14 protein-coding genes and 1 pseudogene are annotated in these 13,083 nt (G+C 44.6%); 2 read left to right on the top strand and 13 right to left on the bottom strand.

Annotated features, from left to right (window positions below; translation table 11 throughout):
- Positions 1-46: 46 nt before the first annotated feature.
- The 9 genes from J2Z34_RS12260 to J2Z34_RS17780 all read right to left on the bottom strand — a co-directional run bounded on the left by J2Z34_RS12260 (position 47) and on the right by J2Z34_RS17780 (position 8,401).
- On the bottom strand, positions 47-460 hold the full coding sequence (locus tag J2Z34_RS12260; protein WP_209460162.1) for a hypothetical protein: 414 nt from the start codon (positions 458-460) through the stop codon (positions 47-49).
- A 158-nt stretch (positions 461-618) separates the two neighbouring features.
- Positions 619-1,608 (bottom strand): ABC transporter ATP-binding protein, encoded by a 990-nt coding sequence (locus tag J2Z34_RS12255; RefSeq protein ID WP_209460161.1) that lies wholly within the window; start codon positions 1,606-1,608, stop codon positions 619-621.
- Positions 1,605-2,615 carry an ABC transporter ATP-binding protein gene (locus J2Z34_RS12250; RefSeq protein ID WP_209460160.1) on the bottom strand — a complete coding sequence of 337 codons (1,011 nt, stop codon included), beginning with the start codon at positions 2,613-2,615 and terminating at the stop codon, positions 1,605-1,607. The genes J2Z34_RS12255 and J2Z34_RS12250 overlap by 4 nt, the downstream gene beginning before the upstream one ends.
- Positions 2,616-2,628: 13 nt before the next feature.
- Positions 2,629-3,579, bottom strand: a complete 951-nt coding sequence (locus J2Z34_RS12245; protein ID WP_209460159.1) for an ABC transporter permease — start codon at positions 3,577-3,579, stop codon at positions 2,629-2,631.
- Position 3,580: 1 nt separating this feature from the next.
- Positions 3,581-4,510, bottom strand: a complete 930-nt coding sequence (locus J2Z34_RS12240; protein ID WP_209460158.1) for an ABC transporter permease — start codon at positions 4,508-4,510, stop codon at positions 3,581-3,583.
- Between the two features lie 99 nt (positions 4,511-4,609).
- Entirely contained in the window at positions 4,610-6,253 is a 1,644-nt protein-coding gene (locus J2Z34_RS12235) for a peptide ABC transporter substrate-binding protein (RefSeq protein ID WP_209460157.1), read from the bottom strand.
- A gap of 548 nt (positions 6,254-6,801) precedes the next feature.
- Positions 6,802-7,566 carry a MerR family transcriptional regulator gene (locus J2Z34_RS12230; protein ID WP_209460156.1) on the bottom strand — a complete coding sequence of 255 codons (765 nt, stop codon included), beginning with the start codon at positions 7,564-7,566 and terminating at the stop codon, positions 6,802-6,804.
- A 72-nt stretch (positions 7,567-7,638) separates the two neighbouring features.
- Positions 7,639-8,298 (bottom strand): CAP domain-containing protein, encoded by a 660-nt coding sequence (locus J2Z34_RS12225; protein WP_209460155.1) that lies wholly within the window; start codon positions 8,296-8,298, stop codon positions 7,639-7,641.
- Positions 8,276-8,401 carry a hypothetical protein gene (locus J2Z34_RS17780; RefSeq protein WP_280922327.1) on the bottom strand — a complete coding sequence of 42 codons (126 nt, stop codon included), beginning with the start codon at positions 8,399-8,401 and terminating at the stop codon, positions 8,276-8,278. Before J2Z34_RS17780 ends, J2Z34_RS12225 begins: the two co-directional genes overlap by 23 nt.
- A 103-nt stretch (positions 8,402-8,504) precedes the next feature.
- Here J2Z34_RS17780 and J2Z34_RS12220 point away from each other — a divergent pair, with 103 nt between their 5' ends.
- Both J2Z34_RS12220 and J2Z34_RS12215 read left to right on the top strand, forming a co-directional pair.
- Complete coding sequence (locus tag J2Z34_RS12220) at positions 8,505-9,671, top strand: PQQ-dependent sugar dehydrogenase (protein WP_209460154.1); 1,167 nt, start codon at positions 8,505-8,507, stop codon at positions 9,669-9,671.
- 33 nt (positions 9,672-9,704) lie between these two features.
- Entirely contained in the window at positions 9,705-10,508 is an 804-nt protein-coding gene (locus tag J2Z34_RS12215) for an alpha/beta fold hydrolase (protein ID WP_209460153.1), read from the top strand.
- A 42-nt stretch (positions 10,509-10,550) separates the two neighbouring features.
- Here the strand turns inward: J2Z34_RS12215 and J2Z34_RS12210 are convergent, their stop codons facing one another.
- From J2Z34_RS12210 to J2Z34_RS12195, 4 genes and pseudogenes are all read right to left on the bottom strand, one after another.
- The gene (locus J2Z34_RS12210) at positions 10,551-11,093 is read right to left on the bottom strand and encodes a hemerythrin domain-containing protein (protein WP_209460152.1); all 543 of its coding nucleotides are present in this window, start codon (positions 11,091-11,093) and stop codon (positions 10,551-10,553) included.
- Between the two features lie 42 nt (positions 11,094-11,135).
- Positions 11,136-11,612, bottom strand: a complete 477-nt coding sequence (locus tag J2Z34_RS12205; RefSeq protein ID WP_209460151.1) for an SgcJ/EcaC family oxidoreductase — start codon at positions 11,610-11,612, stop codon at positions 11,136-11,138.
- A gap of 22 nt (positions 11,613-11,634) precedes the next feature.
- Complete coding sequence (locus J2Z34_RS12200; RefSeq protein WP_209460150.1) at positions 11,635-12,246, bottom strand: GyrI-like domain-containing protein; 612 nt, start codon at positions 12,244-12,246, stop codon at positions 11,635-11,637.
- A 190-nt stretch (positions 12,247-12,436) separates the two neighbouring features.
- Positions 12,437-13,083 (bottom strand): annotated as a pseudogene (locus J2Z34_RS12195) (group II intron reverse transcriptase/maturase); the annotation flags it as partial.

Genomic DNA, 13,083 nt, shown 5'->3' with positions numbered 1-13,083 from the left:
AATTAAACCAGGTCAACAAAATTTACTAATTAATATAGTCTGCTATCTACCAGAATAGCTTAACTACCACATGATTGAAGATTGACAGGAATACAAGGTACGGTATGAGTCGGTGTATCTTAAGCCAAACCCCGGCTTTTCCCTTCATCTTCCTGAAGCCATAGCCTCCCAGGACTCCCTGCAGCATTATAAGGGAAAGAGTCAGGAATCCGCTGGCAACAAAGCCATTTAGTGAAAACTTCATCAATCCATGAATGAGGGCGGAAGCACCAGCCAGGGCTCCGAAAAGCTTGTGGTTCTTCACAAGAAACCTCATCAAGGTCTGGAATGAAGCCTTGAAGGAAGTTTTCGCTATTTGCTTTCCGTATCTTCTGTTTATGACCTTTATTGGTCTGTTCAGGAAAGCTATGGTAAATAGAATTGCAGTAAGTGATCCCATCAAATTGCTGAATTCCCTCATGATACTCTCCTCATAGTATAAATTTCTTTCAATATACAATAAACATTCTCTTAATGTATTCAATATAGCACATATCCTACTCAAAGACTGTTAATATTCAGTTATGATTTGGAGCAGATGGTTTATTTGTTTAACTGAAAAAGGAGCCTTTCGGCTCCTTAAATCTTGCTCTTCGCGTTATTCTCCATGAGCTCTTTCGCCCTATGGCATGCAGCGTAGTGCCTTTCCTTGATTTCTTCGAATTCAGGGGTGATATCCCTGCACTTCTGGATGGCATAAGGACATCTTTCGACGAACCTGCAGCCTTCCTTAGGATTGATGGGGCTTGGCACGTCGCCTTCAAGTACTATCCTCTTCCTGTTTCTCTGAATTTCAGGGTCAGGTATCGGGATAGCTGAAAGCAGCGCCATAGTGTATGGATGAAGTGGCTCATTGTAAAGCTCTTCAGCATCAGCCAGCTCCATCATATGTCCAAGGTACATTACACCAACTCTGTCGGAAATGTATCTGACCATTGAAAGGTCATGGGCAATGAAGAGGTAAGTCAGTCCCAGCTTGTTCTGAAGGTCCTTCAGGAGGTTTACTACCTGTGCCTGAATGGAAACGTCAAGAGCTGAAATAGGCTCATCGCAGACGATGAATTTAGGGTTAAGGGCAAGAGCTCGCGCTATGCCTATCCTCTGCCTCTGTCCGCCTGAGAACTCGTGAGGGAATCTCATCGCGTGCTCATCATTTAATCCGACAAGCTCGAGAAGTTCCAAAACCCTCTTTTTCCTCTCATCGGAGTTCTTGTATATGCCATGAACATCAAGGGGCTCCGCAACAATATCAAGGACTGTCATTCTTGGATTCAGTGAAGCATAGGGGTCCTGGAATATCATCTGGAAATTCCTTCTTACCTCATGCATCTCCTTCCTTGAAAGAGTATATATGTCCTGTCCCTTGTAGAAAAGCTGACCTTCCGTCGGCTCGTATATCCTTACTATCGTCCTGCCTGCTGTAGATTTTCCGCAGCCTGATTCTCCGACAAGACCTACGGTCTCGCCTTCATAAATGTCCAGGCTGATTCCGTCAACGGCCTTCAGGACTCCACCGGTGACTTGAAAGTGCTTCTTGAGGTTCCTGATGCTTATTAGTGGTTCCATCATGCCTGACCTCCCTTGGTATCCTTCTTCATGATCACCATCGGGTGATTCAGCCAGCATCTCGACCTGTGCTCATCAGTATGCTCAATGAATTCTGGAAGGTTGTCCTTGCAGATCTTCATGGCATCAGAGCATCTGTCATAGAATGAACAGCCCTTAGGAGGAATGTACAAATCTGGAGGAGTTCCGTCGATGGAGTTCAGTGGCTTGTCCTTGCTCATGTCGAGCCTTGGAACGGAGCCCAGCAGCCTTCTTGTGTATGGGTGCATCGGATTTTCAAATATCTCCTCAGTTGTTCCCTGTTCCAGTATCTGACCGGCATACATGACAACAAGTCTGTCTGCTACGTCGGCAACTACTCCAAGGTCATGAGTGATTATGATTATGGACATTCCGAACTTCTGCTGTATGTCCTTCATGAGGTCAAGTATCTGGGCCTGGACAGTAACATCCAGAGCTGTAGTCGGCTCGTCCGCAATCAGTAGCTGTGGGTCACAGACCATGGCAAGCGCAATCATTACCCTCTGCCTCATGCCGCCTGAGAATTCATGAGGGTATTGCCTAACCCTCTTTTCAGGCTGCGGTACGGAGACCAGTTCGAGCATCTCTATTGCCTTCTGGTCAGCTTCCTTCCTGCTTATCCCGGTATGCTTGATAAGGGATTCAACAATCTGGTCACCAACTCTCATGGTCGGGTTAAGGCTGGTCATCGGGTCCTGGAAGATCATCGCGATCCTCTTTCCCCTGATTCCCTGCATCTCTTTTTCACTCTTGTCCAGGAGGTTCTCTCCGTCAAAGATTATCTCTCCGCCCTTATAGAATGCCGGAGGCATTGGCAGAAGCTGCATTACGCCGGCAGCGGTGACTGATTTTCCACAGCCGGATTCTCCGACTATCGCAACAGTCTCCTTCTTGCCTACATCGAAGGTTACGCCTCTGACAGCTTCAACTTCTCCGAAGAAGGTCTTGAAGGAAATTTTCAGGTCCTTTATCTCTAAAAGTTTTTCCATTTCTTCTGTCTCCCTACTTTCTAAGCCTTGGGTCCAAGGCATCTCTCAAGCCATCTCCAAGTACGTTGAAAGCAAACATGATTAATGAGATAAATATGGCTGGAATTATGATCTGGTATGCATTACCTACAGCAAGTCCTATGAGTCCGTCGTTTGAAAGATTACCAAGTGACGGGTCAGGCGGCTGCAGTCCTAGTCCGAGATATCCAAGCGTAGCTTCCGCGAAGATGGCTCTCGGTATGGTAAGAGTTACATTGACGATTATCGGTCCCAAAGTGTTTGGTATTATGTGCTTCTTCAGGATCCAGCCCTTTGTGGCACCCAGTGATTCCGCAGCAAGCGAATACTCGCTTTCCTTAAGCTGAAGCACCTGGCCTCTTACGAGTATAGCCATAGGGACCCAGCCTGTAAGGCTCATTGCAAGTATCAGGACAGCAAGGCTGTTTCCTCCGCCTTCGCCTGAAAGAACGACTGATAGAAGGATGACTATAAGCAGATAAGGTATGCTGTATATTACCTCAGCGAACCTCATCATTATCGAGTCGACCTTTCTTGTTGCCATTCCGGCTATTCCGCCGTAAACGACTCCTATCATGAAGTCCATAGCGGCTGCGAGGAAGCCGATGATGAGTGAAAATCTTGTTCCAAGCCAGACTCTCGAGAACATGTCCCTTCCGAGTTCATCGGTTCCGAACCAGTATTCAGCACCAGGATGTACGTTTATCTTGTCATAATTCTGGTCAGTATACGAGTAGCCTGAAATCTTGGTTCCAAGATATGACATTATGAGGAATATGACGATTATGGTAAGTCCGACCATGGCAAGCTTGTTCTGCTTGAGTCTTCTCCATACGTCCGGCCAATATTTGATTGTAGGCCTCTTGATGACATCCTTGTTCTTGTCCTCCCTGTGGGCAGGCTCGAACATATCCTTGGTAATTTCATTCTTGTTCTGGAGTTCCATCCTAATGTCCCTCCTTCAAGAGCTTGATCCTTGGGTCGATGAACATATATGCAATGTCCACAATGAAAAGCATTGAAATAAGGATCAGTGAATAGAATATGGTTGTACCCATAATCAGGGTGTAATCCCTGTTGCTGATTGAAGTCGTGAAAAATTTCCCTAGTCCGGGAATGCCGAATATCTTCTCTATTACGAAGCTTCCTACAAGCAGATTCGAAATTATTGTTCCGAGGACTGATACGACAGGAAGAATGGCATTTCTGACTGCGTGCTTGTAAACTACTGCGGCCTTTGTTATACCCTTTGACTTTGCAGTCTTGATATAATCCTGTCCGAGAACTTCAAGCATGCTGGACCTCATAAGTCTCGCCATTGTAGCGAGAGGCATCAGCGATAGTGCAAAAGACGGCAGCACCGTATGGTTCCAAGTTCCCCAGCCGCCTATAGGCAGCCATGATACGTTCCTGGCCACGAACTGAATCAGGACAGTTCCCATGATGAAACTCGGTACCGATATACCGATTATGGCTACAATCATCGAAAAATAATCCAGGGCTTTGTTCTGGTTAAGCGCTGCGAGAGCACCCAGTGCCGGTCCAAGTATTATTGCAATAAGAAGTGCTTGTACAGCAAGTCTTGCAGATACCGGGAATCCCCTGTTTATCATCTCATTTACGGTTTCGGTCCTGGACTTCATAGAATCTCCGAAATCGCCCTTGATAAGTTTGCCAAGATAAATGACATATTGCTCAGGAAGCGGCTTGTCAAGGCCATACTGCTTCTGTAGGTTTTCGTAAATGACCTTTGGCATCTTGCCTTCCTTGGCAAATGGATTACCTGGAACGCTGTGCATAAGGACAAAGGTTATTGTAACGACTGCCCATAATGTGACGATTGATAATAGCAGCCTTTTAAAAAGGTACTTTTTCATGTTACCTCTCCTAATCTCTAGAATAACAAAGAAAAATCGAGGGCTATTAAATATAGCCCTCCGATTCTTCTGGAAGGAACAAACAATACTGTTTCTGTATTATTTGTTGATGTCAGCGTAAGTGAAATACGGATATCTGTTTATTGGCTTGAAGATTCCTGTTACATAAGGCTTCTGAACATAAGGCTGTGTATAGAAGTATATAGGAGCTATTGGCATAGCTTCCATGAGTATCTTCTCTGCCTTTCTCATGTTCTCCATCCTTATCTTCTGGTCAACAGTAGCCTTTGATTCTGCAACGAGCTTGTCATATTCAGCATTGCTGAACTTTGCATCGTTGAAGCTTGACTTTGATTCCCACAGGTCTACGAATGTCATAGGATCACCATAGTCACCTATCCAGCCTGCTCTTGATATGTCGTAGTCGCCAGCCTTTTCTCTGTCGAGCTTGACCTGGAATTCAACGTTCTCAAGTCCAATCTCAACTCCAAGGTTGACCTTCCACATGTTCTGTACAGCTTCTGCTATCTTCTTGTGAGTCTCAGAAGTGTTGTACAGGAGCTTGAAGCCCTTTGCATTGAACTGCTCAAGAGTCATTCCAGCTTCCTTAAGTCCCTCTTCGAAGATCTTCTTTGCTTCAGTAAGATCATACTTTATGAGGTTTCCGACTCCAGTTCTGTATTCCTTGCCGTTCTCATCGAACATACCGAATGGTACGACGCCTTCTGCAGGTGTCTGTCCGCCCTGAGTTATCTTCTCAACGATTGTCTTCCTGTCTATCGCCATCGAAAGGCCTCTTCTGACCTTAGCGTTGTCGAAAGGAGCTCTCTTTGAGTTGAAGTTGTAGTAGTATGTAGCAAGGTCAGTTCCTATTATGAGCTCCTTGCTGGCTGATGCCTTGAGCTGTCCTACGACTGATCCTGGGATCGGTGTAAGGAAGTCGAACTCTCCGCCTTCATACTTCTGCCATGCTGTTGTTGCATCCTCGAGTATTGCGAACTCGATTCCGTCAAGCTTTACACTGGCTGCGTCATAGTAGTTGTCATTTTTCTCAAGTGTTATGGAAGCATTGTGTACCCAGTCTGTAAGCTTGAATGGTCCGTTTGATACATAGTTCTTAGGATCCTTTGCCCAGTCTGCGTTTGCTTCAACAACCTTCTTGTTAACCGGATAGTATGTGTAGAATGCTGCCATTTCAAGGAAGTAAGCTGTTGGGGATTCAAGAACGACCTGAAGGGTCTTCTCGTCAAGAGCCTTGACTCCTACGTCCTCAAGCTTAGCCTCTCCTGAATTGTACTTCGCACCGTTCTTAAGATAGAACATCTGGTATGCATATTCTGCCTTAAGGTTTGGATCGAGTACCCTCTTCCAGGCGAATTCGAAATCCTGTGCTGTAACCTTATCACCATTGGACCACTTAGCGTCCCTGAGTGTGAAGGTGTAGGTGACATTGTCATCGGCAAGCGTGTACTTTGAAGCTATGCCTTCTACTATGAGACCTTCCTTTGACCTTTTCATAAGGCCTTCGAAGGTGTGGTCGAGTACCCATGACTCATGGGTTCCCTGAGCAAGCGCCGGATCAAGCGAACCAGGCTCACTGCTGTTGTTCGTTCTCAGTATCTTTTCAACAGCTGGGGTAGTTGGAGCTGTGGTTGGCGTAGTCGGAGCAGATGTTCCGCATGCCGTTGCCACAAATGCAGCTGTCATAACGATACTTGCAAGAAGTAACACTTTCTTTTTCATGAAAAATCCTCCTTTGAACTTTTTTAACTAGTTACCTAGTATTTTCTAACTTTAGCACAGTTCATAATTATTTTCAATATTTACAGTTTATACATAAAAAATTTTAGTCAGGCGTTAACATTTACACAAAAACGCGGCAGAATTATTTTCAAATAGTCGAAATACACGTGAAATAAATGATTATTCGTAAACGGATGAGGGTAAATTGCTATCAATATGCAACTCCGAACCTAGAGCACCAACGTTTCCACAGTTTTTCAAATTTCTTTAAGATGCATTAAACTTCGTGAAACGTGCATTAATATTATCTTTTTAATATCATAATATACATATTTCTCATATTTATAAGAAAGTACGCATACTTTCAACTTTGCCTGCATCAAAAAAATTAATTAAATCTAATCCTTCAAATGTCAGACAATAAACGTTTGCATAACAGTCCGTCTAACCTAATAATATATCTCGCAGACAAGTAATTCAAGTTCCGTCCAAAAAAAACGCTCCGCTGAAAGCGGAGCATTCCCATGGAGTCATTTAAACCAGTCTTTTTATTGGTTCATGCCGGTAAATACTATAACTGCATCTCTCAGGAATTCTGCAGTCCCTGGCTTTTCCTTGTCATAATAGGCCTTGAATCTTTCATCGTCCACATACATCTGTGCGAGTCCGGCATGTGCTTCAGGTGAATACTTGTCCCAGTACATGGTAAGCCACTCCTTGTGAAGAGAAGCTGCCTTCTGTGCCAAATCTGAAGCAGGATCTCCGCCTTCCATAGCAAGGTGCAGCGTCGAAATTATGTCTGAAGCGAGCTTCTGGGCTCTTTCGTAGTCTGCCTCAGTCATCCCCATAACCTTGGCATTTGACTTTTCGTAGACCTCGTCACCATACTTCTGCCTTACTTCAGCGCCATATTTCCTGTCATTTTCTTCAACGAGATTCTTCTTGAATCCCTCGAATCTTTGCTTGTCCTTCATTTTTGTCCTCCCTTCATAATCCTCGATGCTTCTCTCGACATTGGTTAGAAGCTCTTCGATCTGCTTCTTCCGCTCCTTAAGGCTTCGCTTGTGCTCCTGCAGTGCTTTTCCTTCATCAAAGGTGTCGGAAGTAACTATCTCTCCAATCTTTTCCAGAGGCAGTCCAAGCTCCCTGTAGAAAAGGATCTGCTGTAGCCTCGCAATTTCCTTCTCACCATATATCCTGTAGCCTGAAGAACTCGTCCTTAGCGGCTTCAAAAGTCCAATTTCGTCGTAGTATCTGAGTGTTCTTGTGCTTATTTTTGCCAGACCGGCCAGTTTCTGTATCGTATATTCCATGACGGCCTCCCTTCATAGTGAATATACACCTTTACGCTACGTCAAGGTCAACCATGAAATAAAAATACATTTTCAATAACCGAAATGCTGGGTCCCCAAAAGAGTCATGTACCCCTTGAATCTTGACCCGGAGGAGGTTGACCTAACCAATCCGATGCCTGTATACCTGAAATCCGGATTAAGCATCTGGGCGTTGTGGTCAGGTGAGGATTTCCAGCCTTCAAACAGCTCGGCTACACCAATTACCTCACCAGTACCTGATTTTCCGACAGATGCCAGATTTTCACCGATTACAGTATATTTCAGTCCGAACACATCCCAAAGAAGGTAGTCGAATCCCCTGTCTTCAAAATTCGGATTGGTATGTTCAAAGTAGTTCAGCTGGAGCATCGCATTGGATTTGTACCGTGCAGAAGCATGGAGGTTATCTCTGACCTCAAGTGCCTGAAGACCATTCTCCCTCCTGTAGCTGTTGATCATTTCAAGGAGTTCCTGTTCCCCCTCCTCATCATAGGTGTATCCATATTTTTCCGGAAGCCTTTCAAGCTCCTCAGCTATCCTCACAGGGGCAAAAGGAACCTTGACATGAGTCACCGTTTCAGAAACCGATGGAGTTCTATCAAACAAAAAATCCAGGTCGGCATAGCTGCACCCTGCTATAGACAATGAAAGCAGAATAGCTGCAAACAGCTTCGGAAACATATGGTATCTATAAAATTTCATCTTGTTCATTTTGCCCTCCTGATACCTTGCTGTACAGAGCCATTACACAGCAATATTTTAATCTCTTTATATTTATCATCCCTACCATGATTATACCATCACCTGAAAGCATTCCAGTTTCTCCAGAAAAAGGTTAAACAAGTGTTGTCAGAATGTTCAGAAATCAAATTGTGTAAAATGTTATTCTTGTCTTACAATGATCAAGGAGGATTCATATGAAAACCAGGATATTAGGTGCCCTGCTGGCACTACCCATAATCTTATCAGCCTGCACCAATGCTTCTCCAAAGCCTTCATCAACGGAAGCCTCTTTGCCAACCCAAGGATCAGCTTCGCCTACCCTGCAGCCAGCACCTGAAAGCTACCAGATTGTAGAGGCTTACCCTGCCCTAACCTTCAATCAGCCGCTGGAATATGTCTGGTCCGAAGCAAATGATAAGGCATATGTAGTTGAGAGAGGCGGACTTATACTTGAATTTGAGGAAAATGAAGACGTGAAAGACTTCAGTATATTTGCTGACCTGACATCCAGGGTTTCCGTTTCTGCAACTGAACGAGGGCTGCTTGGCTTTACCTTTCATCCTGATTATGAAGATAACGGAATTTACTATGTCAACTATACAACCGAAAACGACACTGTAATCGAATCATCGAAAGGTGAAGTAATCATGTCATTCCCTCAGCCTTACAGCAACCATAACGGAGGTCACATTGCCTTTGGAAACGATGGGTATCTTTATATTGCAGTAGGTGACGGTGGCGGTGCCGGAGATCCGCAGGGCAATTCACAGAATTTGTCGAGGATATACGGGAAGCTGCTAAGGATAGATATCGACAAGAAATTCGGAACGAAGAACTATTCCATACCTTCAGACAACCCGTTCGCTGACGGTAAAGGAGGTGCACTGCCGGAGATCTTCGCTTATGGATTGAGAAACCCCTGGAAATTCAGTATCGATGAAGTGACTGGAAAAATAATGGCCGGTGATGTCGGACAAAACCGGATTGAAGAGATCGATGAGATATTCTCCGGAGGAAACTATGGCTGGAATATCATGGAGGGTACTTCCGTATACAAAGATGACAAGGTGACTGACAAGGGGAGCCTCATTCCTCCTGTAACTGAATATCAGCACCCTGAAGGAAAATCGGTGACAGGTGGATACATATACCGGGGCGAACTTCTCAGGGAGCTTCATGGAGATTATGTATACGGAGATTTCGTGACCGGAAGGGTATGGGCGTATGATTTTGAATTAAAACAATCCAGGAAGATACTTGATACAGGATTTAACGTATCATCCTTCGGACTGGACAAAAATGGTGAAACCATAATAGTCGACTACTCCGGGAAACTGTTCAGGATAACGGCCGGAAATTGATAGAATATTATCCAATTGCAAGGAGATAAGGCTATGATTAATGAAAATAATATGCTGGTAAGGGATGGAGTTTCGCTGAAGTATATTGATTCAGGTGAATCCAGGGGGATGCCACTTGTACTAATACACGGCATCGCTGATTCCTGGCATGCATTCGAGCTGTTATTGCCGTATTTGGATAAAAGCATCAGGATAATCGCACCTACTCTCAGAGGGCATGGTGATTCGGATAAGCCGGAAAGTGGCTATGACAGCAAAGAAATGGCTGATGACGTGTCAGAGCTTTTAAACAAGCTCACGTTTGAGAAGGCTGTAGTACTGGGTGCATCAAGCGGAGGACTTGTTGCCAGAAGTATTGCACTGAGATATCCGGAAAAGGTATCCGGGCTGATACTTGTGGGGAGCCCGCTGGAGCTTTGTAAAAATCCCAATCTCAGACAATTATATGATAATGAAATATCAAAGTTTGGCGATGAAGTTGACAAGGACTTTGTCAAAGGCTTTGTGTCAGGATTGTCCGGAACGAATGTACCTTCTGGATTTATAGAGATGATGACTGAGGAAACAATGAAGATGCCATCATGGGTATGGAAGGAATACACAGCTTCGCTCCTTGCTGAGAGAGTTCCTGAAAACATTTCTGATATTAATGTTCCCTGCCTCATAATCTGGGGAGGAAAGGATGAGATAACAGGAAGGTCCGATCAGGAGGAATATGCCAGGCTCATAAGGGACTCCCGTCTTAAAATCCATGAAGGGCTTGGGCACATGCTCTACTGGGAGTATCCCGAGGCTGTGGCAGACGATATAAATGAATTTATGCATGAAATGGTATAGGCCGGGGTCTCCCCGGCCTTAAATGTAGAGATATGCTTTTCTTCATAGAATGTGAATGTTTCTGTGTACATACTTCCTTTCAAGCTCCTTGAGCAGCAGATGAAGCTTTTCGTGTGTCCCTTCCCCCATTACCTCATCCTCGAATTTTCCGAAGGCTTCTAGGAGACTTGCCTGCTCCTCCTTTGGTATCAGAGCATCTCCCATTGGGAAAAGCTCTTCATTCTCCTTCCTGATATGCTTCCTGAGAAGTACTGAATACTCTTCAGCAATCTTGAAGAACTCAGGTGACCCTGAATGCTTCTTCATCCTTGCGAGAATGCTCTTTCCTTCCGCATGCTCTTTCAGAAGCTCGTCAGTGATTTCCGCACTACCGCCGCTATGACTTCTAATGGCAGGGAAATAAAAGCCTTCTTCCTTTCCATGATGGCATTTTTCAGTGAACATGCCGAAGAACCATACCAGGTCTTCAATATCCTTCTTGTCTGTTTTCAGTCCGGATTGAAGAGTAACTGAAATCTCGTCAAGTATCCTAAGGCCGTGCAATATACCGTCATGCTCATTCCTGAGGTCCATGCTTGCAACCATGTTGTCATCTCTCCTTTTTTGTTGCGGTCAAGTGCAATTCTATCAGTTTTTCTCGAAATACCACGCATCCGGTATCAGCTTCCGGAGCTCATCTGTAAGCTTTTCTGACTCAAGCGGTCTCCCATGATACGCGGCAGGTGTGTTCTGGAAATGCAGTATCCTCCATCCATGTTCCCTGTTTACTGCAACCATTGTCTGTACGGCATTCACGCTTGGATTGATGTCGCTCTTTCCACGCAGCACCATACCTACAACGCTGTTGATTATAGCAATGCCATCAGCGGGAAAACCGACATCTCTGACAGCCTTGACATATCTGCCTGTAGGATTATTGTTGAAGATGGCTTCAAGTGTGCTGTGCACCTCGGCCCTTCCCCTCATCATGCTGCCGTCGAAACCGATGATAGTGCAGTTTTCGTCGCAAATCTCTGCCATGGCGCCCGCATCCTTGCTGTTCCAGCTATCAATCCACGCATCGTAAAGCTTCCTGACATCATGTTCGGCCTCGTCCCAGTCCATCTTCACTCCTCCTTAAAGCCTGTTAAACTATCCTGAACCTGAGCACAGTCTTCAGGTCTTCTTTCTTTGTCTTTCTTGGGTCGCTCAGATATATCTCCCGGTGAGTCTTCTCCATCCTTTCATAGCCGCTCTTCCTGCAGAATTCCTCCATGATTTCGAATGACTTTGATTCATCGTCATAGCTTCCTCTGTGCAGCATCTGACATACAAGCCCTTCTGTGAACCTGCCGAAGCCAGCCCTTGCAGCATCTATCTTCTTTTTCCTTGAGGTCTCAGCTGCAATACGTTCAAAGAGGCTCTGGTCAAGAAAATCCGGCTGCCGTATCATGATCCTGTATTTCAGATTATCCTTGTCGATATGCGAGATTCCTTTGTCAATCAGGTCCCATACACCCTCCAGCGGGAATACCGTATATTCATACCAGTCAGTCGGCGGATCAGGCCATTTGTATGACATCCTTGCTCCATAGCTAAGTGCATATAGCAGCTCAGTATCCTTCTGGAAGCCTTCCTTGTTGGGATTACCCTCACCGTCGATATAAATGAACGAAAGTTCTGGAACGGTGATGATTACAGGTGTTTCTCCCGGCAGGTACAGTTCCTTGAAGTCCTTCTTGTAGTCAACCTTCTTCATGTTCTCCTCCTAATGCATAAATACCCTCTCTATCCATTATATCTTTTCCATATTTTATTTCTGTTACATATCTCTAAACATTGTTTGACTAAAGAAAGTAGGCCGACTTATTGCTAAGCCAGCCCCTTATCAAACCGTACGTGCGCTACTAACGCATACGGCTTACCAATTTGTATATCAATCAATGAACTCAGGTTAATGCAATTCTCTTTGCATTAGCCATTTTCCTTTTCCTGTCTTCTGTATAGTACTTAACCCCTTGACTTTCTAACTTCTGCTTCCGCTTATTATACTTTTCTTTGTTCTTCTTTGTCTGTCTTTCAACATATTGCTCGATTTTGTAGCCATATATCTTATTGTAGTAGTACCAACTGGATGGTACCAGACCTATCTTGCAAAAGAATTCGATATTCCATTTGGTGGTCATGGCATAAGCTTTTCTGACTGACGGATGTGTATGGATCATGCACATTCTGAGCCTCTGTCTCACATAGCTGTCAATACTGTGCAGATCCCTGCTGAAGCCCTCTATGTAGCAATGGCTTTTCTGTTTCCTCGCAAGATTGAGCTGCACCGCTTTGTGAATATTAAGGTAGTAGTTTACTTTACCTCGGATTATTGGATTAACTCTCGTAACCCATTCTTCTTTTCCGAGCGTCAGCTTCCTAACTGTTTTATCCTTGATTTTCTTCTTGAAGTCTTTCAAGGATTTCATAGTAGGGCTTACCATGAAGTACTTTTCTCCCTTTTTGTTCTCTCTCCAGTGCTTGAAATCAAATCCCACGAAGCTGAAGTCCTCTTTGTTGAAGTCAACTATCTTTGTCTTGTTCATAGCTA

It is taken from the genome of Youngiibacter multivorans, from assembly GCF_017873395.1.
Classification (GTDB): Bacteria; Bacillota; Clostridia; order Clostridiales; family Clostridiaceae; genus Youngiibacter; species Youngiibacter multivorans.
This window is presented reverse-complemented; position numbering and strand designations above follow the sequence as displayed.

What these genes read in the sequence shown, in the direction of transcription:
- J2Z34_RS12255 (WP_209460161.1), bottom strand. Translation starts at nt 1,608, where the DNA reads ATGATGGAACCACTAATAAGCATCAGGAACCTCAAGAAGCACTTTCAA.
- J2Z34_RS12230 (WP_209460156.1), bottom strand. Translation starts at nt 7,566, where the DNA reads ATGGAATATACGATACAGAAACTGGCCGGTCTGGCAAAAATAAGCACA.
- J2Z34_RS12250 (WP_209460160.1), bottom strand. Translation starts at nt 2,615, where the DNA reads ATGGAAAAACTTTTAGAGATAAAGGACCTGAAAATTTCCTTCAAGACC.
- J2Z34_RS12235 (WP_209460157.1), bottom strand. Translation starts at nt 6,253, where the DNA reads ATGAAAAAGAAAGTGTTACTTCTTGCAAGTATCGTTATGACAGCTGCA.
- J2Z34_RS12245 (WP_209460159.1), bottom strand. Translation starts at nt 3,579, where the DNA reads ATGGAACTCCAGAACAAGAATGAAATTACCAAGGATATGTTCGAGCCT.
- J2Z34_RS12200 (WP_209460150.1), bottom strand. Translation starts at nt 12,246, where the DNA reads ATGAAGAAGGTTGACTACAAGAAGGACTTCAAGGAACTGTACCTGCCG.
- J2Z34_RS12205 (WP_209460151.1), bottom strand. Translation starts at nt 11,612, where the DNA reads ATGGACTGGGACGAGGCCGAACATGATGTCAGGAAGCTTTACGATGCG.
- J2Z34_RS12225 (WP_209460155.1), bottom strand. Translation starts at nt 8,298, where the DNA reads ATGAACAAGATGAAATTTTATAGATACCATATGTTTCCGAAGCTGTTT.
- J2Z34_RS12215 (WP_209460153.1), top strand. Translation starts at nt 9,705, where the DNA reads ATGATTAATGAAAATAATATGCTGGTAAGGGATGGAGTTTCGCTGAAG.
- J2Z34_RS12210 (WP_209460152.1), bottom strand. Translation starts at nt 11,093, where the DNA reads ATGGTTGCAAGCATGGACCTCAGGAATGAGCATGACGGTATATTGCAC.
- J2Z34_RS12260 (WP_209460162.1), bottom strand. Translation starts at nt 460, where the DNA reads ATGAGGGAATTCAGCAATTTGATGGGATCACTTACTGCAATTCTATTT.
- J2Z34_RS12220 (WP_209460154.1), top strand. Translation starts at nt 8,505, where the DNA reads ATGAAAACCAGGATATTAGGTGCCCTGCTGGCACTACCCATAATCTTA.
- J2Z34_RS12240 (WP_209460158.1), bottom strand. Translation starts at nt 4,510, where the DNA reads ATGAAAAAGTACCTTTTTAAAAGGCTGCTATTATCAATCGTCACATTA.
- J2Z34_RS17780 (WP_280922327.1), bottom strand. Translation starts at nt 8,401, where the DNA reads ATGCTTTCAGGTGATGGTATAATCATGGTAGGGATGATAAATATAAAG.